Annotated in this window: 22 protein-coding genes, 1 tRNA gene and 1 pseudogene; 18 read left to right on the top strand and 6 right to left on the bottom strand. The window is 65.9% G+C overall.

The features are described 5' to 3' along the window. Positions 1-210 precede the first annotated feature (210 nt). Positions 211-1,407 (bottom strand): ABC transporter substrate-binding protein, encoded by a 1,197-nt coding sequence (locus OIE13_RS27150; protein WP_326828891.1) that lies wholly within the window; start codon positions 1,405-1,407, stop codon positions 211-213. A gap of 248 nt (positions 1,408-1,655) precedes the next feature. On the opposite strand from OIE13_RS27150, the gene OIE13_RS27145 reads away from it, so the two are divergent. From OIE13_RS27145 to OIE13_RS27090, 11 genes and pseudogenes are all read left to right on the top strand, one after another. After that, positions 1,656-2,780 (top strand): alcohol dehydrogenase catalytic domain-containing protein, encoded by a 1,125-nt coding sequence (locus OIE13_RS27145; protein WP_326828890.1) that lies wholly within the window; start codon positions 1,656-1,658, stop codon positions 2,778-2,780. A gap of 267 nt (positions 2,781-3,047) precedes the next feature. Next, entirely contained in the window at positions 3,048-3,224 is a 177-nt protein-coding gene (locus tag OIE13_RS27140; protein ID WP_326635279.1) for a hypothetical protein, read from the top strand. Further along, complete coding sequence (locus OIE13_RS27135; RefSeq protein ID WP_326828889.1) at positions 3,224-3,736, top strand: dihydropteroate synthase; 513 nt, start codon at positions 3,224-3,226, stop codon at positions 3,734-3,736. Before OIE13_RS27140 ends, OIE13_RS27135 begins: the two co-directional genes overlap by 1 nt. A gap of 272 nt (positions 3,737-4,008) precedes the next feature. After that, positions 4,009-4,425, top strand: a complete 417-nt coding sequence (locus OIE13_RS27130; RefSeq protein ID WP_326635283.1) for a hypothetical protein — start codon at positions 4,009-4,011, stop codon at positions 4,423-4,425. A gap of 115 nt (positions 4,426-4,540) precedes the next feature. Next, a pseudogene (locus OIE13_RS27120) lies at positions 4,541-5,257 on the top strand (FtsK/SpoIIIE domain-containing protein); the annotation flags it as partial. Continuing rightward, entirely contained in the window at positions 5,257-5,451 is a 195-nt protein-coding gene (locus OIE13_RS27115; protein WP_326635286.1) for a hypothetical protein, read from the top strand. The pseudogene OIE13_RS27120 and the gene OIE13_RS27115, both read left to right, overlap by 1 nt. A 72-nt stretch (positions 5,452-5,523) precedes the next feature. Then, positions 5,524-5,715, top strand: a complete 192-nt coding sequence (locus OIE13_RS27110; RefSeq protein WP_326635287.1) for an excisionase family DNA-binding protein — start codon at positions 5,524-5,526, stop codon at positions 5,713-5,715. 16 nt (positions 5,716-5,731) lie between these two features. Continuing rightward, positions 5,732-5,965 carry an N-terminal phage integrase SAM-like domain-containing protein gene (locus OIE13_RS27105; protein ID WP_326635289.1) on the top strand — a complete coding sequence of 78 codons (234 nt, stop codon included), beginning with the start codon at positions 5,732-5,734 and terminating at the stop codon, positions 5,963-5,965. Beyond that, positions 5,962-6,126 (top strand): hypothetical protein, encoded by a 165-nt coding sequence (locus OIE13_RS27100; RefSeq protein WP_326635291.1) that lies wholly within the window; start codon positions 5,962-5,964, stop codon positions 6,124-6,126. The genes OIE13_RS27105 and OIE13_RS27100 overlap by 4 nt, the downstream gene beginning before the upstream one ends. 417 nt (positions 6,127-6,543) lie before the next feature. After that, on the top strand, positions 6,544-6,888 hold the full coding sequence (locus OIE13_RS27095) for a type II toxin-antitoxin system RelE/ParE family toxin (RefSeq protein WP_326635292.1): 345 nt from the start codon (positions 6,544-6,546) through the stop codon (positions 6,886-6,888). A gap of 5 nt (positions 6,889-6,893) precedes the next feature. Beyond that, positions 6,894-7,193 carry a helix-turn-helix domain-containing protein gene (locus OIE13_RS27090; protein ID WP_326635294.1) on the top strand — a complete coding sequence of 100 codons (300 nt, stop codon included), beginning with the start codon at positions 6,894-6,896 and terminating at the stop codon, positions 7,191-7,193. 447 nt (positions 7,194-7,640) lie between these two features. Here OIE13_RS27090 and OIE13_RS27085 read toward each other — a convergent pair whose 3' ends face one another. From OIE13_RS27085 to OIE13_RS27075, 3 genes are read right to left on the bottom strand one after another with little or no spacing between them, the layout of a single operon-like run. Beyond that, positions 7,641-8,108: a transposase gene (locus OIE13_RS27085; protein WP_326635296.1), complete on the bottom strand. Its 468-nt coding sequence runs from the start codon at positions 8,106-8,108 to the stop codon at positions 7,641-7,643. A gap of 26 nt (positions 8,109-8,134) precedes the next feature. After that, a complete protein-coding gene (locus OIE13_RS27080; RefSeq protein ID WP_326635298.1) occupies positions 8,135-8,494 on the bottom strand; it encodes a signal peptidase I in 360 nt (119 codons plus the stop codon). Between the two features lie 2 nt (positions 8,495-8,496). After that, positions 8,497-9,288 carry a helix-turn-helix domain-containing protein gene (locus tag OIE13_RS27075; RefSeq protein WP_326828888.1) on the bottom strand — a complete coding sequence of 264 codons (792 nt, stop codon included), beginning with the start codon at positions 9,286-9,288 and terminating at the stop codon, positions 8,497-8,499. A gap of 348 nt (positions 9,289-9,636) precedes the next feature. Between OIE13_RS27075 and OIE13_RS27070 the strand changes: the two genes are divergently transcribed. From OIE13_RS27070 to OIE13_RS27055, 4 genes are all read left to right on the top strand, one after another. Beyond that, positions 9,637-9,927, top strand: coding sequence for a hypothetical protein (locus OIE13_RS27070; RefSeq protein WP_326828887.1), 291 nt, complete (start codon positions 9,637-9,639; stop codon positions 9,925-9,927). A gap of 17 nt (positions 9,928-9,944) precedes the next feature. Continuing rightward, positions 9,945-10,649: a GntR family transcriptional regulator gene (locus OIE13_RS27065; RefSeq protein WP_326635303.1), complete on the top strand. Its 705-nt coding sequence runs from the start codon at positions 9,945-9,947 to the stop codon at positions 10,647-10,649. Positions 10,650-11,309: 660 nt separating this feature from the next. Further along, positions 11,310-11,681: a type II toxin-antitoxin system RelE/ParE family toxin gene (locus OIE13_RS27060; RefSeq protein WP_326828886.1), complete on the top strand. Its 372-nt coding sequence runs from the start codon at positions 11,310-11,312 to the stop codon at positions 11,679-11,681. Next, the gene (locus OIE13_RS27055; RefSeq protein WP_326635308.1) at positions 11,678-12,034 is read left to right on the top strand and encodes a helix-turn-helix domain-containing protein; all 357 of its coding nucleotides are present in this window, start codon (positions 11,678-11,680) and stop codon (positions 12,032-12,034) included. Before OIE13_RS27060 ends, OIE13_RS27055 begins: the two co-directional genes overlap by 4 nt. Positions 12,035-12,196: 162 nt before the next feature. Here OIE13_RS27055 and OIE13_RS27050 read toward each other — a convergent pair. Next, positions 12,197-12,267 (bottom strand) — tRNA-Gly (locus OIE13_RS27050). Between the two features lie 121 nt (positions 12,268-12,388). On the opposite strand from OIE13_RS27050, the gene dcd reads away from it, so the two are divergent. The 3 genes from dcd (at position 12,389) to OIE13_RS27035 (ending at position 15,263) form a co-directional block, all read left to right on the top strand. Continuing rightward, the gene (gene dcd / locus OIE13_RS27045) at positions 12,389-12,964 is read left to right on the top strand and encodes a dCTP deaminase (RefSeq protein ID WP_326635309.1); all 576 of its coding nucleotides are present in this window, start codon (positions 12,389-12,391) and stop codon (positions 12,962-12,964) included. A 676-nt stretch (positions 12,965-13,640) separates the two neighbouring features. After that, complete coding sequence (locus tag OIE13_RS27040; protein ID WP_030924556.1) at positions 13,641-14,258, top strand: DUF47 domain-containing protein; 618 nt, start codon at positions 13,641-13,643, stop codon at positions 14,256-14,258. After that, on the top strand, positions 14,259-15,263 hold the full coding sequence (locus OIE13_RS27035; RefSeq protein WP_326635311.1) for an inorganic phosphate transporter: 1,005 nt from the start codon (positions 14,259-14,261) through the stop codon (positions 15,261-15,263). A 57-nt stretch (positions 15,264-15,320) separates the two neighbouring features. Here the strand turns inward: OIE13_RS27035 and mshD are convergent, their stop codons facing one another. After that, entirely contained in the window at positions 15,321-16,253 is a 933-nt protein-coding gene (gene mshD / locus OIE13_RS27030) for a mycothiol synthase (RefSeq protein ID WP_326828885.1), read from the bottom strand. Positions 16,254-16,363: the final 110 nt, after the last annotated feature.

Below are 16,363 nucleotides of genomic sequence, written 5' to 3'. Positions count from 1 at the left end.
GCGCGCTCCCTGTTCAATGGCAACCTCAGATGTTTCCAACTGCTCAAAGTTCCGTTGCGTCGTTATGAGGGGCATTACGTGAGCCGGGTCATACCGCTTCCGGCCGTCGTCGTCTCCCCGGCGCGCTGAGCTTGCTGTGGCCGACCTGGCTCGTGCCGCGACGCTGGGGGAGGCCCGACCATGACGGGGCCGGACCTCCCGGCGCTGTCACTACTTCCAGGTCCCGTCCTCGAGGGGCGTGACCGACTTGACGACGGCGTAGTCGTTCTCGCCCGCGTCGATGAAGTGGTCGGTGGCGCTCCATGCCATCGTCGTGTAAGCGACGTAGGGACGGTCCTGCTCCGCCGGCTGCTCGAGATTCTCCAGCGCCTGCTTGACCTGGTCCGGGTCGGTGGAGCCTGCCTGCCTGACGCCCATGGCCACCAGCTGGAGCAGGTCGTGCGGCCACGCGTAGTTGAGCAGGACGGCCTCCATATTCCCCTTGGCCTTGAGCCCGGCCTGAAGCGAGGTATAGGCGGGGGTCCGGGCGGCCGGCTCACGGTAGGCGTTGATGGCGTAGGTGTGAATGGAGACGCCTTCGAGCTCCTCCGGGCTGACGAGGTTGTACACGTCGGTGGTAATCGCCTCGTTCAACATCAGCGGGGCGTCCCAGCCGGACTTGGCGCGGCTCTTGATCACGTACGGCGCCGCCGGGCCCGCCGCGAACGCGACGACGCAGTCCACGCCGGCGGACTCCAACCGGGCCAGCGGAGCCGTCATGTCGATGTCCCCGGTCGCGTACTCCTCGACGGTCAACGGCAACCCCGCGCTCTCGAATCCCGCGGGATAGTTGTCGCGTACCGGCTCACCACTCGCGTCGTTGGGTGCCAGCAGGCCGACGGACTTGCAGCCGAGTTCCTGCATGGCCGCGACGTTCGCCGGCATTCCGTCGGTCGCCTGGTGTGCGGACGAGTGGAAGGTGTAGGGATACTTCTCGGGGTCGTTGATCGCCTCGTTGCCGGTAGCGCCGATCGAGAGGATCTTGCGCTGGCTCAGCACCGGGAGCAGGGCGAGAGTCTCCGCGCTGATCGTGCCGTCCCACACGAGGTCGGGCTGGTCACCGCCGGCGAGCTCCTGCTGAAGCAGGCTGACGGCCTTTGTCGGGTCGCTCTGGGAGTCCAGGACCTTCAGCTCCACCTGCTGCCCGAGGATGCCACCCGCCTTGTTAAGCTCGTCGGCTGCGACCTGCAGCCCAATAAGGAACGGCTTTCCGAGAGCGGCCAGTGGCCCGGTCTGTGAGGCCACGACCAGGACCTTGAACGTCGAGTCTGCCGAGTCGCTGGAACCGCTCTCGGCGTCCCCCCCACAGCTGGACAGAAGGAGGGCGGACGCGGTGACCACAGCCGTTACCAGGATCTTGGGCTTCATTGGGTCTACTTGCCCTTCATGAGATGACAGGTAGCGGCGAGTAGAGGACCCAGGCTGTTACCTCGAACGTTATGCGCGTCACACTCATGGCGTCGCGACGGTGCCGGATGTCCCGTGTGTCCGTACGCTCTGTCGAGAAGGCGCCGCGACCTCGTCGGTCCGCGATCTTCGACCTGGACCCAGCCTTTCCAGGGCGTTAACGGTGTTCGGTCACGGCGTGCGTAACGGTCCGGCCCGAGACTGGCGCCATGACCACAGGTATCAGGATCGCCCGCGCCGTCGTCGTGCTCGAGGACGGCGGTCAGCCCGTCCTCGAGGAGGTCGAGGTGTGGCCGCCCCAGCGGGGCGAGGTGCTGGTGCGTATCGTCGCCTCCGGGGTGTGCGCCTCGGACGCCCACGTCGTGAATGGTCGTAGCCCGGTGGCGAAGGCCCCATGCGTGCTCGGTCACGAGGGCGCGGGAGTCGTGGAGGAGGTCGGTCCGGGCGTGCGGTCGGTGAGCCCCGGAGACCGCGTGATCATCACACTCGTGGGACCGTGCGGCGAGTGCTCCTACTGTGTGGACGCCAAGCCCTGGCTGTGCAACGGGCCGGACACCCTGCGCGCCATGACCGGCGTGATGAGCGATGGTCGGACCCGCGTCCGGCTGGATGGCAAGGATCTGTTCCCGTTCATGGGCGCCGGCACGATGGCGGAGTTCTCGGTCGTGCGAGCCGCCCAGTTGGTCAAGGTGGATCCTGACCTCCCGCTGGACCAGGTCTGCCTTCTCGGCTGCGGTGTGGTCACCGGGACCGGGGCCGCTCTCAAAACCGCGCGGGTCCAGCCTGGCGATGCCGTGGTCGTGATCGGTTGCGGTGGGGTCGGACTCAACGTCATCCAGGGGGCACGGCTCGCGGGCGCGACGTCGATCATCGCGGCCGACACCAAGCCCGACAAGCTGGAGCTCGCACGAACGCTCGGCGCCACGCACACCGTCGACGTCGGCTCCGTCGATCTGTTCCAGCAGGTCCTGTCGATTCATCCCGAGGGCGTCGACTTCGCCTTCGAGGTCGTGGGGATCCCTCAGCTCGCCGCCGACTCCCTCAAGCTGCTGCGCCGGGGCGGGACCACCGTACTGGTCGGCTCCTGCCCACCGGGGTCCGTCATCCCGGTCACGCGGGAGAACCTCATGATGGAGCGGCGGATCATGACCACCGTGGCGGGCAGCACCAGTCCCCAGCTGGACATCCCCAAGTTGATCCGCGCCTACCGGGCCGGGCGGCTGCAACTCGGCGAACTGGTCAGTTCCCGGCTTCTCCTCACCGACTACGCCCAGGCCTTCGCGGCCCTTGAGACCGGCAGCGCGGCGCGGACGGTACTCACCTTCTCCGAGTGAATCGTTCGTCCGCAGCGTTCGCCACGTTCCGACCGTAGCAGGTCGTTTTGCCCTGAAAAAAACGAGCCACTACCGTGCTGGCAGCGCTCACCGGCGTAAAGCTGACCGGCGGCAGACCGTTCTCTGGCGGATCTGGCCGCTAAAACAAGGGGGCAGGGCAGTTGAACGACCCGGTTGAGGTGTGGTTCCGTCGGTCCACGTCGGCCGCCGAGGCCTGGCCGATCGAACGCCTCCTCGCGGCCAAACGGGCCACCGAGGAGACGATCAGTGTGGTCGCCCCGGTTCGTGACCGGTCTGCTCGGGCCGTTGCTCAGCCGGCCCGAGACGCTGCTGGTGAAGGGCCTCTACCGGCGGCTGTTCATCGCCATGGCCTCGACGCGCTGGCGCAGGTGGATCTGGGCTGCCGGGGGCATCGGCACCAGCCGGTGCACGATCTGGGAGTGATGGCGGCCGAGTTGATGGGCGTCGCCCAGCGGCGGGGCGCCGGGTTCGGGACGCGCACGCCCGATTCGTTCTACGACAGGGGTGTCACCTTCGCCCGCGAGCAGGCGCTGCGGCGGGTAGAGGAGGTCGTAGCCGAAGGCGCGGACATCGTTGACATCGGCGGTGTCAAGGCGGCTCCGGGGGTCGAGGTCGGCGTGGCCGAGGAGATCGACCGTACGGCCGCCTTCGTGGCGGAGATCCGGGAGCGGTACCCCGATCTGATCATTAGCGTGGACACCTGGCACTCGCTGGAGGTGACCCGCCGGTTGGCGGAATTGGTCGCCACCGGATGGCCGGTGCTGGTGTCGCTGTCGAACAAGGACTTCGTCGGCGAGTCCCTGGGGCTGCCCGTCGACCAGTGCTGCTGCCGGGCCTCACGGGTGGGCGCGTCGCCGAGGTCGAGGAGATCCGGCTGGCGGCGCGGGCCGCCGTCGAGGCCGTCGTCGGACAGGGGGTCGACGAGGTCGTGGTAGTGGGCGGCACACCGTGCACCAGGACGTATCCCGTGGACGCGCCGGCCCCGTCGGGGCGTCTGGCACCCGCTTCAGGGCGTCTGCCTCGCGACGGGTCGCTGCCGGTGTCCCTTGCCGTCGGCCGGTTGCTCCTGGCGGAGTCTCCGGTGCCCAGGGACGCCCGGACGTCTACACCGCCGACCAGGTCAGTTGGTACGACTCCCCGCTGGGCCAAGCGCTCTTTGCCCTTCCCATGACCGGTGCATGGGGCGGCTCCCGAGAAGGGAGAGGCCATGGACACGGGCCGCACGGAGCTCCAGGTCAGCCCGATCTGCTACGGCACCTGGCAGTTCGGCGGCGACTGGGGCCAGGTCGACGAGCGCGCCGCCGTCGCCGCCATCCAGCACGCCCGCGCCTTCCCGGGCGTGGAGATCGTGCAGCCGCCGTATCACGTCATGGAGATTCGGAACCAGTCCGTGCGCCCCCATCCCTCCGTGGTGGATCCATGGGCATGGGGTGGCTTAGCGGTCTGGATCGTCCTCACGACACTCGGAAGCGTGGGGTTGGCGGTGGGGTTGAAGGCGCTCGGCGTCGCTTACCCAGGGACCGTGATGGGCGTCACAATGACCGTGACCGCGGTGATCACCACGCCTATCCTGACCCGATGGATGTCCATGCGGACCGTTCGCCGGGCGGAGATGACGAACTGATGACCCCGCAGCTCGATCCGGTCATCCACGCCCCGACCCGGCTGCAGATCGTCTCCCTGCTCGCCGCCGCCGAGGAGGCCGAGTTCGCCTTCGTGCGCGACAGCCTGGACATCAGCGACTCGGTGCCGGGGCCACCGGGGCGGGCAAGGGCTCGGTCATCTGGTCCACCATCCGGGGCCTGCTGCCTGCCGTCCGTGCGGGCCTGGTGCAGATCTGGGCGCTGGACCCCAAGCTGATGGAACTGTCTTTCGGCCGTGACCTGTTCGACCGCTACGCCGCTGACCCGGCCGAGTGCGCCGATCTCTTGGAAAAGGCCGTGGAGATCATGCAGGAGCGTGCGGGCCGGTTCGCGGGAGTCCAGCGCAACCATGTCCCTACCGTCGATGACCCGTTCGTCCTGGTGGTGGTCGACGAGGTGGCCTTCCTGACCGCCTATCAGTCCGACAAGGGTCTCAAGCTCCGCATCTCGGCGGCACTGGCGACCTTGACCACACAGGGCCGTGCGGTGGGGGTCGGTGTCCTGGCGGCGTTGCAGGACCCGCGCAAGGACGTGCTGAGCATCCGCAACCTGTTCCCCGACAAGATCGCGCTGCGGCTGGACGAGTCCGAACAGGTGGACATGGTCCTCGGTGACGGCGCTCGGGATCGGGGCGCGCTGGCCGACCTGATCTCACCTCAGCCGGACCTCGGCGCGGGCATCGCCTACACCCGTCTGGAGACCTCACCCGAACCGATGCGTGCCCGTGCCGGCTACGTCTCCGATGCCGATATCCGCGACATGGTCGCCGTGTTCACCGCTGACACGCTGCCGCTGACGGTTGAGGGGGCCTGATGAGAATCACCCTGCACGGCACCCCGGCCGAGATCGAGGGCTTGCCCTTCCGGCGGCTGCGGACATTCAACGGCTCCGACCTCGCCGAAGGGACGGTGACTGTCGATCTCGACACTGCTCACCTCCTCAAGGCCCCCTACAGCGACGTCTGCCGGATCTCCGCCGACGTGGTCAACCGAGAGGAGGCCATGTGACCGTCACCCCGGCTCCCGCCGAGTCCCTTCACCAAGCACCGTAGTGGTGCCTGCGAGAAAGATGGTGCCCTAGTGACCAGGAAGACCAAGCAAGAGCACAACTCGCTCCTCCCGGAACTCGCACAGGGCCGGTTGCTCACCGTCGAAGAGGCGGCCGAGCGGCTGAACACCTCGGTCCGCTTCCCCCGTCGCCTGATCGAGGAACGGCGGATCGCCTTCATTCACGTCGAAGGAGGCCGAGATCCTCGCGGAGGACTGGAGTAACCCGGACCTCGGCAAGGTGGCCTTCAAGGAGTACGGCTCCGACTGGGTGAACGAGCGCCCCGGCCTGCGACCCAAGACGGTCCAGCTCTACGAGGGTCTGCTCCGCCTGCACCTGGTCCCGACTTTCGGCAACCTGGCCGTGAGTGAGATCAAGGCGGCTCACGTACGCAAGTGGCGCAAGACGCTCCTGGACGGGGGAGTAGGGCCGGTGACCGTGGCCAAGGCGTACCGGCTGCTCAAACGGGTGTGACGCTGCGGGAGTTGATGAACCGGATGGGGCACTCGACCACGCGGGCGGCGCTGATCTATCTGCACACCGAGAACGGGCGGGATCAGATGATCGCCGACGGCATGGGAAAGCTCGCCGAAGCGGCCCTCAAGAAAGAAGATCCACCGGCATCGGGCACGTAACGGGCACGGAAGATCGAAGAGGCTCCGAAAACGACTAAGGCCCCGCTCTGGATTCACATCCTGACCTGGGCCTTTGAGGGTGGAGCGGGTGACGGGAATCGAACCCGCGCTGTCAGCTTGGGAAGTGCATCGATCACGGCTGGTAGGGCTGCCGGCCTGGGCTTCGGGCCGGTCGTGAGTAACCATAGTTGACCCCTTGTCACCCTGGTTAATGGCCCGCTAATGGCCCGGCGATCAGCTCGCGACCTGGTCTTACCTGTACAGCACCCACACCCTGCCCACCTGACCATCTCGTCCGCCTCGGTCTGCACGCGGGAGAAGCGGATTCGGGTTGGCTGTCCGGCTGGAGTGCTTGGTTCCTTGTGGGTTTGCGTGATCCGCGAGTATGGCACTTGCCCGCCGTATAACGTCCGTGTTATGACTTGGGGAGAGGTGGAGCTGGAGCCAGAGGTGGACAAGTGGTTCGACACGCTTGATCAAGAAGGTCAGGAGACGGCGGTGTTCTATGTCGACCTGCTGGCCGAGCGGGGTGTCTTGCTCGACGAGCCCTACACCCGGCAGTTGCGTGGCAAGTTGCGTGAGCTGCGTTTTCATCTTGAACGAGAGGCGGTGCGCGTCAGCTACTGGATCGCACCGGGCAGGCGGATCATCTTGTTGACGGTCTTCCGTAAGCAGCGGATGCGTGAGACTGCCGAAGTCGAGCGTGCGTGGCGGGCCATGCAGCGATGTATCGCTGAGGCTCACACGGCAGATGAGGAGTGAGCGGAATGGGCGAGCGCAAGACGTGGGCCGACAAGCGGGAAGAAATCATGAGTCGTCCCGGCGCGGGGGCCGCGTACGAAGCAGCGCGGATCCGTTTCGAGCTTGGTGAGGCGGTACGGCTGCGCCGCGAACAGCTCGGGCTGACTCAGGCCGAACTGGCCGAGCGCACAGGGTTGAAGCAGCCCGCGGTGGCGCGGTTCGAAGCAGGTGGGACGATGCCGACGATTCCGATGCTGGAGAGGCTTGCGGAGGCGTTGGAGATGCGGCTCAGTGTCCAGTTCCAGCCGTTGCGTGAGGCGAGCTGATCTGTTGAAGAGGTGCCGAAGCCATCGGGCAGGCAACGGGCATAGGTGGTCGTTGAATTTCTGGAAACGACTAAGGCCCGGGTCGGGAATCCGTCCCTGACCTGGGCCTTGAAGCGTGGAGCGGGTGACGGGAATCGAACCCGCGCTGTCACTTGGGAAGTGCGTTGATCGTCGCTCGTAGGGCGGTTGACCTGTGGTTTGGGCCAGTCAGATGACCGTGGTTGCCCTGGTCACCTCCGACCTGTGGCGGTATGGCAAAGCGTTCGGCTCGTTGCTCGCCGAGCTGCCGCCGGGCCCGCCGACGACCCGGGTCCGGCCTGACCCGGTCCTCCATCGGCGCCCGGCGGCGCGACCGTCAGTACCCCGGGTGGTGTCGGCGTACTCTCCGGCGTGCAGAGGTATGTACGGGGAAACGGGCTCTGTCGCTGATCTCGGGATGGTCGACTTTTAGGTCCGGAGCAGGATCCGCTTTCGGAGCAGATCGAAGTTAGCTCGCCCATAGCCTTGCCGCTGGATCAACTTCACTCGCGTGTTCTGTCCCTCGGCCTGGCCGGAGTTCCAGGGAAGCGACATGCCGGCGACGATGGCGTCCATGTCGTAGCGCAGGCCGTCAGCGAAGCGGTGCAGGTGGGGCAGGTCGTCGTGGTGAACTCCGTCGATCCAGCCGGGCAGTCGATCACCGCGTAGGTCACGCATCATGACCGCGAAGGTGCGGACATGGCGCAAAGTGGCATCCAGCTCGGGGCAGGCTTCGCGGACCTGCTTGAGGTCGAGAGCGTCGTCGAGTCGCAGATGATCAGGATGGCTCACGATCCACGCGGTGATCGTTCGGGGCTTGGGGGCGGGCCTGGGCGGTGGCGGCGCGACGGTGCCCTTGTAGATACCTCCTGAGAACAACTCGGCAGTGCTGAGCATCGCTGCATCGCACCTGGCCGGGCATGTTACTTCGACGGCATTGATGGCCAGCGAACGGTCAATACGACTGAGTCTTCTTCGGCTTGCCAGGAATGGTCGATGCCGGGTCCCCAGACGACGTAGTCGCCTTGGTGTTCGAGGGTCGTGCTACCCAGATTGAGGTCAAGGCGGAAGCGGCCTTGGATCAGCAGCAGAAGAGTGGTGCGTTGGTCGTCGGCAGTCCACTCGGGGCGTTGCTGGCCGGCGGGGTGGATGCCCCACTTCACTTCGAGCGCGTCGGTGGAGCGGATGCCTCCGGCTCCGGGGTCGACGAAGTGGCCCATGAGCCAGCCCCGGTACTGGTCGGCGTCATTGGTGGCGTTGCCGGTGTAGCAGTTGTCGGCCATGGTTATAGCTCCACTTCGATGGTCGGTAGGTTCACGCGGCTGCCGCCGATCTCACTGAGTCGCCGGAGTCCTTCGGAGAGGGCGAACAGGCCTTCGTTGCTCCAGGCGGGGTCGCGGAGTAGCGAGGCGATGAGGTCGGTGTCGAGGGTGGAGTAGCGCCGCATGCCGCTGGATTCCCAGTTCGCGGTGGTGTGGCCGCCGAAGCGGGTCCACCATTCCTCGTTGTCGATGACGATGAGCGAGGCGAACTCGAAGTTGCCGCTGACGAGGTTGAAGCCGAACCCGGTGCACTCTGTGCGCCAGTGATCCGGATGTTCCGCTAGCCATGCCATGGGTTCGGACAGCCGGCTGCCGCCTGGCTCCCATCCGGCTTGCTGGTCGAGCCAGTCGAGGGCGGCGGTGATGTGCCGATCGGTGGCAAGGCGCAGTTCGGCCTCCTCCACCTGTGAGGTGACGCCGCCCATGTGATCAGGGGCCGGATCGCCTTGGGGAGCGTTGGTCAGGACGGGAACCGCGGTGCCTGGAGGTGTTTTCACGATCTCGTCACGTACAGGGCGGGAGAAACCCAGCTCCTCCGGTGTCAGGCCGGTGAGCTGAGTCAGGGCCAGGCGGTAGGGCGTACTGGGCCACCTGACGTCTCCGGTCTCCCAGCGTCGGACCCGTTCTTGATCACAGGCCAGGGGGTCGGCAATTCCGGTCGGGGTGGAGTTGATCTGGTCGGCCATTTCGACTCGGGTGAGCCGGTTGGCGTTGCGCCATGCCCGTAGCAGGGCATTCAGTGCCTTCTCGGGCATCTACAGCCTTTCCTCTCGGCAGGGGGAGTCAAGAGGGGAGCGGAGAGGGGGCTGCGCAGGGGTCCCGTCACGCTCCGTTTGCCGGTGGACTTGCCATCGAGCAACACGGTACGTCAGCCCGCTTTCCGCCGCAGGGAGCGCGGATCAATCCGAGGAGATGGCGACGGTGACCCGGCCAGAGGAGACCAGCGAGACACGCCCCTGCCCCGCGTGCCGGGGACGTGGTACCAAGCTGCGCAGCTCGCGCCGTGCCCTTCTCGTCGGCGAGAGCAGTGGTGATCACGAGACGCAGGGAGAACAGGAATGTCTCGACTGCCTCGCAACCGGCCGGGTCGAAAGGAACGTGAGATGAATCCGATCATGCAGGCCGCTGCGGCCTGCCTACAGCAGGAACGCCGGCAGAACGAGGCGCATGCCCTCACCCGGCTGCGGAACGCGTTGCTGCGGCTCGGCGTACGGGCCGAACTGCGCGACAACGACAGTGCGCTGATGATTCCCCGTCCACAGGTCGGCCTGCCGGTGTGGGTGTTCGTCGGCTACGGCGGCGCCTTCCACTCCTGGCAGTCGGCCGAGAAGCGCCACCCGATCAACGACGTGGCGGGCGCGGCCCAGGTACTGGCCGACTACGCCGGTCGATAGGCGGGCGCGGCGGGGCGGTGTCCTCCAGCGCGGAGGGTGCTGGAGAGCGTTACCGCTGCTCCGTCGCGCTCTTCGACATCCCGGCAGGCAGCAGAGCGGCGCGCGGCCCACCCCATGCAGCCGCAGCGTCCTTCTTCCCTCTCTCCGCCTGCCGGGATCTGTACGAACAGGGCTGGATCGACTCCCAGCAGGGCAAGGGACGCTTCGTACGTGGTCGTCCGGCGATGACGATGGAACAGCCTCGCCCCGGACAGGCGTACCTGACCGGTCCCGAGAGTGCCTCCGATGGCGAGGTGCTGGAAGCGGCGGCGCTGGCCTTGCCCAACCGGGTCGCCGCCCTGCTGGACATCACCCCGAAGAGCAAGGCGTTCCTGCGGCGTCGCCTGGTCAGCCGGGCCGGCGAACCGACCGAGATCGTCTCGGTGTGGTTGCCGCTGGAGCTGCCCGAGGGCACCGACCTGACCAGCGCCGACCCACTGCCCGAAGGGCTTCGCGAGCATCTCCAGTCGCGAAAGGGGGTGCGCTTCGACCACATCGTGGAACAGATCGTCGCGCGCATGCCCACCACCGAGGAGGCCAAGCGACTCGGCATGCCGAAGAACATCCCGCTGCTGTGCGTGTACGCGGCGGTACGTGACGCGGCCGGTCACGCCCTGGTCGTGGCTGAAGTGCTTCTCCCGGCCGATCGCCATGAACTGGAAGACGCCTACCCGATCACGTAACCTGTCACGGGCGGTGCCTTGAAATCTCAGGTAGAACGCTTCGTCTGCCACGGCCTCTCCAGTTGGCTTCCACTACGGGTCATCGACTCACAGCCGCGCTCGCCCACGCGGTAAGGCTCTCGCAGGGTGAAAGCCAATGACCCGAGAAGATCGAAAAGTCCTGGAAACGACTAAGGCCCGGGTCGGGAATTCATCCGTGACCTGGGCTTTCATGAGTGGAGCGGGTGACGGGAATCGAACCCGCGCTGTCAGCTTGGGAAGTCTCTAACGCATCTGGTGGCTGAGCTGGGAGAGGGCTGACCTGCGGAGGAGGGGGCCGAGTATCCGTGGTTCCCCGTGAGTCCCCCTTGTTCCCCCTCCTGACGGGCACGCAACGGGCACGGGGTCATGCGCCAGCGTGATCGGTGAAGTCTCCACGTGCCATGGCGATGGCCTACCAGGACGGCAAACCACCACGCAGCGAATCCCCCTGACCTCAACCCCGTACAGGCCTAGCGGACGGCCGGCGGGGCCAACTATCGCCTCAGTTAGGCCAAGGGCTCAGCTGAGGGCATAGCGGCTGATCTGGGATGGCAACCAAGATCGAGGAGTGGACACGAGGTCAGGCCTGGTGCTCATCTCCGCCGCGGGTTACCATCGAGTGCATATACTATTGATGGTATGTCTCAGTGGGAGATCGACCTGGAGCCGGAGGTGGAGTCTTGGCTGGACGGACTTTCCTTTCCGTTCTATCAGCGGGTCATGCGGAACGTAGACGACTACCTCGTCACTGGTGGCATCCCTGATGGGGATCACGTGAAGAAGCTGAAGGATGCCGAAGGGGTGCACGAGCTGCGTGTTGCTCTCGACCGCACGACCTGGCGGTTGACCTTCTGGAAGCCGTCCAACAAGGTGATTGTGATCCTGACGGTTTTCCGCAAGACACAGGATGGGACACAGACCACCGACATCGACCGAGCGATCGCTGCTAAGAAGCGGTGTGAGGCAGAGCACGACTTAACCACCACGCACGTGTTCGAGAGGAGCGCATGATGGGGCACAGCCGTTGGGAGACCTACAAGGCGAAGCGTCTGCGCGAGATGGAGGCGGATGCGCAGCCCCACTCCGAGTACGAGCAGGCAGGCCGTGACCTGGAGCTTGGAGACCAGTTGCGTGAGATCCGTAAGCGCCGAGGCTTGTCTCAGAAGGTCGTAGCGGAGCGCTCCGGGATGTCCCAGCCCGCCCTGTCTCGCATCGAGGGCGGTGGTGGCATTCCGGATATAGCGACACTGCTGCGCCTCGGTGCGGCAATGGGGGTTCGGTTCCGCGTCGAGCTCGTCGTCGACGACGACACCACTGAAATCGAGCCTCTAACGGTGCATCACCGACAGCTCACGAACGCATAAGCTGCAGGCGGCCACTTCTAGGCTCAGTCTGTAAGCTTCCGCTGCTCCTTCCGCAGTAGCGGTCTTCAGCTGCGACAGCCTTGCTCGGGAGTCGTCGGCGCCAGGGGAACGAGGAAAGGCCCAGCTCTAGATCACGTTCTTGAGCTGGGCTTTTGATATCAGAGCGGGTGACGGGAATCGAACCCGCGCTGTCAGCTTGGGAAGCTGATGTTCTGCCATTGAACTACACCCGCAGCGGTGTTCCGCTCCACCACTGTAGCGGAAAGTTGGGTGACTCTCGCCCACCTTGGGAAGCGAGATCGGGAGTATGCGCCGCCGCCCCGGGGAGGGTGTGGCGTTGGTAGGTTGCCTCACGTGCTGCTTTCCGATCGTGACATCGTTGCCGAGATCGAGACGGGGAGGGTGAGGATCGATCCCTTCCAGCCGGAGATGATCCAGCCGTCCAGTGTCGACGTACGCCTGGACCGCTACTTCAGGGTCTTCGAGAACCACCGGTACCCGCACATCGATCCGGCCGTCGAGCAGCCGGATCTGACGCGGACGGTCGAGCCCGAGAAGGATGAGCCGTTCATCCTGCATCCGGGGGAGTTCGTGCTGGCGAGCACGTACGAGGTCGTCACACTGCCGGATGACATCGCCTCGCGGCTGGAGGGGAAGAGCTCGCTGGGCAGGCTCGGCCTGCTGACCCACTCCACGGCCGGGTTCATCGACCCGGGCTTCAGCGGGCACGTCACGCTTGAGCTCTCCAACGTCGCGACGTTGCCGATCAAGCTCTGGCCCGGGATGAAGATCGGACAGCTCTGCATGTTCAAGCTCAGCTCGCCGGCGGAGTATCCCTACGGTTCGGCGAAGTACGGATCGCGTTACCAGGGGCAGCGGGGGCCGACGCCGAGCCGTTCGTACCTCAACTTCCACCGGACGCCGATCTGAGGTCCGGCATCTGCTCTTCAGCGGGATCAGGTCCCAGTGAAGGCGCATTTCCGGCTTGAGATGAACTAAAGATGAATTCAAGGTGAATTTTCATGCCGGATCGGGTGTCGTGGCGGGTGAACCTTCGCGTCGTCGGGGCCTTCCGAAGGAGCCGGCGGGGGCCTTCCGAAGGAATCGGCGGGGACCCTCGGGGGAAGAGGGACCTTCCGGAGAAGAGGGGCATCCGGGACTCTGAGGGGACGGAAGGCTACGGGAACGGGGATGAGTGACAGTCCGCGGGTGGGGGCGAGGAGGGTTGCGGTGAGCAGTCCAAATGCGGTTCAGTGAGTGACCGTGATGTAAATCACCCTGATTTTCCGCAGGGGTCGGCCGGTTCCGGTGACCTTGGTGGAACCGGAGGGAAACCCGGTGAGAGCGGGGGGTCCGGCCGGGAGTACGGGCAACACGCGGGATGGCGTTTGAGGGTAGAGAAGTCCCATACTTGCTCTGTCTTCGACATACTGTGGCCGAAAACCAGCAAAACGGTCAGCGGAAAGATGCCCTCAAGGCTGCCTCAAGCTGTGTGTCGCCGGGTAGCGACATCGGGAAGAGTGCGTGTCTAGCGGGTGAAGTTCGCATTTCCGCTGGTAACCCGTACCCTTCTCTGCGGACCATCCCCGCACATCTGGAGAACGACGTGCGCCTCCGTCTCACACCAAGTGAGGACAGCTACTACGACTTGTTCGCAGATTCGGCGAACAACCTCGTCACAGCGTCCCGTCTGCTGGTAGAGATCATCAGCGACGGATCGGACAGGGAAGCTCTGGCCGAGAAGATGCGCGCATGTGAGCACGCCGGTGACGAGCGTACTCACGCGATCATGAATCGGCTCAACGAGAGCTTCATCACCCCCTTCGACCGCGAGGACATCTACCGTCTCGCCTCGAACCTCGACGACGTGATGGACTACATGGAGGCGGCCGCCGACCTCATCGTCCTGTACCAGATCGATCACCTTCCCAAAGAGGTGGTCCGGCAGGTCGAGGTTCTGGAACGTGCCGCGGAGCTCACCGCCGAGGCCATGCCGCGGCTGCGCTCGATGAAGAACCTCAACGAGTACTGGATCGAGATCAACCGGCTTGAGAACCAGGCCGACCAGGTCTACCGCCGCCTTCTCGCCAAGCTCTTCGGCGGGGAGTACGACGCGTTGACGGTGCTCAAGATGAAGGAGGTCATCGATCAGCTCGAGATGGCCGCCGACGCCTTCGAGCACGTGGCCAACACGATCGAGTCGATCGCGGTCAAGGAAAGCTAAGTGGATCTCACGCTCGCACTCGTCATCGGCGTGGTGGTCATAGCGTTGGTGTTCGACTACACCAATGGCTTCCATGACGCCGCGAACGCGATCGCGACCTCCGTCTCAACACGCGCTCTGACGCCGAGGGCCGCGCTGTTCATGGCAGCGGCCATGAACTTCCTGGGCGCGCACCTTGGCACACAGGTGGCCGCGACCGTCGGCAAAGGCATCATCGACGCTCCGCAGGGAAGCCACGGCCTCGTCATCGTCGGCTCGGGCCTGATCGGCGCGATCACCTGGAACCTCGTCACCTGGTACTTCGGCCTTCCCTCCTCAAGCAGTCACGCGCTGATCGGCGGCCTGGTCGGTGCCGCGCTCGCCTCGGCGAGCAACGTGCACTGGGACGGGGTGCTGGAGAAGGTCGTCATCCCGATGATCCTGTCCCCGGTGATCGGCTTCAGCCTTGCCGGGCTCATCATGATCGGTATTCTGTGGGGGTTCCGGCGCTCCCAGCCGTCGAAGACCAACCGGGGCTTCCGGCACGCGCAGACCGTCTCCGCGGCGGCGATGGCGCTGGGCCACGGTCTCCAGGACGCGCAGAAGACCATGGGCGTCATCTTCCTGGCTCTCGTGGTCGGCGGCTACCAGAATGACGGCGATCCGATCCCGCAGTGGGTCATCCTCGCCGCCGCCACGGCCATCTCGCTCGGCACGTACGCGGGAGGCTGGCGGATCATGCGGACGCTCGGCCGCCGGATCATCGCACTCGACCCCCCGCAGGGATTCGCCGCCGAGACGGCCGCGGCGACGGTGCTCTACACCGCGGCCATCGGCTTCGGTGCCCCCATCTCGACCACCCACACGATCACCAGCGCGATCATGGGCGTCGGCGCCACCAAGCGCCTGTCGGCCGTGCGCTGGGGGGTCGCGGGCAACATCGTGACCGCCTGGATTCTCACCATCCCGGCAGCCGCGCTCGTCGCCGCGCTGTCCTACTTCGCGCTCCACTGGATGATCGAGTAGTCCTGCCGCCGAGGGCGGGCCAGGTCCCTCGGGGGAACCTGGCCCGCCTGAGGACCGTCAGGTGCTGTTTTTCCGGTACATCACGTCGATGTCCCACCGGGTGAAGCCCAGCCCCTTGTACAGGCGGATCGCCGCGGAGTTGCTCTCGTCGACGTACAGCATCACGTGGGTCAGGTTCCGTGACCGCAGGTGGGCCAGGCCCGCCAGGGTCAGTGACCTGCCCAGGCCGCCGCCCTGCTCGGCGGGGTCGACGCCGACGACGTAGACCTCGCCGATCGGGTCGTGCGCGTGGTCGCCGTCGCCGTGCACCTTGGTCCAGTGGAAACCCACCAGCCGGTCACCGCCCCCGGGGCCGCCGGGCCGTACGGCGAGGAAGAATCCGGCCGGATCGAACCAGGGTTCCCGCTCGCGCAGCTTGAGGTCGTCAAGCGTCCACGCCCCCTGCTCGGGGTGGTGGGCGAAGGCCTTGGCGTTGAGGGCGAGCCAAGCCTCCTGGTCTGAGGTGCCGGGTTCGAACGTGCGTAGCCGCACGCCCTCGGGGAGGTCGAAATCACCGATGTCGACGGACAGGGAGCGGCGCATCTGCCACAGTGACCTGGCCCTTTCGAACCCCTCCGACAGGGCGAGGGCATCGGCCGCAGGGTGTCCGCCATGCGCCCACAGACGCAGCCGCCCGCCGGCGTGGTCGAGCACGGCCCGCAGCAGCCGCCTTCCGTATCCCCGCCCGCGAAAGGCGGGGTGGACGACCAGCTCTCCGCTGGGCCCCTCGACGGGGTCTGTCGGGTCCAGGTGGGCGTAGCCCGCCAGGTCGTCCCCGGCGTACAGGAGTACGGCTCTCGCCCGCTCGTCGCCGCCGTAGCGCAGGTGCAGCATGACATGTTCGTTGACCGGCCGGACCCCGTCGGCCTTCGTGGCCGCATCCACCACCCTGAGGACCTCGGACACCTCTTGTTCGCCGAGCAGTCCCCGGTGTTCAACACGCGCTTTCATGCTGTGGACTCTAGGCGGGTATGTATCTCGTGGGGGCACCGGGTACTGGCAAAAGCCGCCATTTACCGGCCTGGTGAATCGTTATCTCTCGGACATTCCCTGCACAGATA

This window comes from Streptosporangium sp. NBC_01810 (assembly GCF_035917355.1).
GTDB lineage: Bacteria > Actinomycetota > Actinomycetes > Streptosporangiales > Streptosporangiaceae > Streptosporangium.
This window is presented reverse-complemented; position numbering and strand designations above follow the sequence as displayed.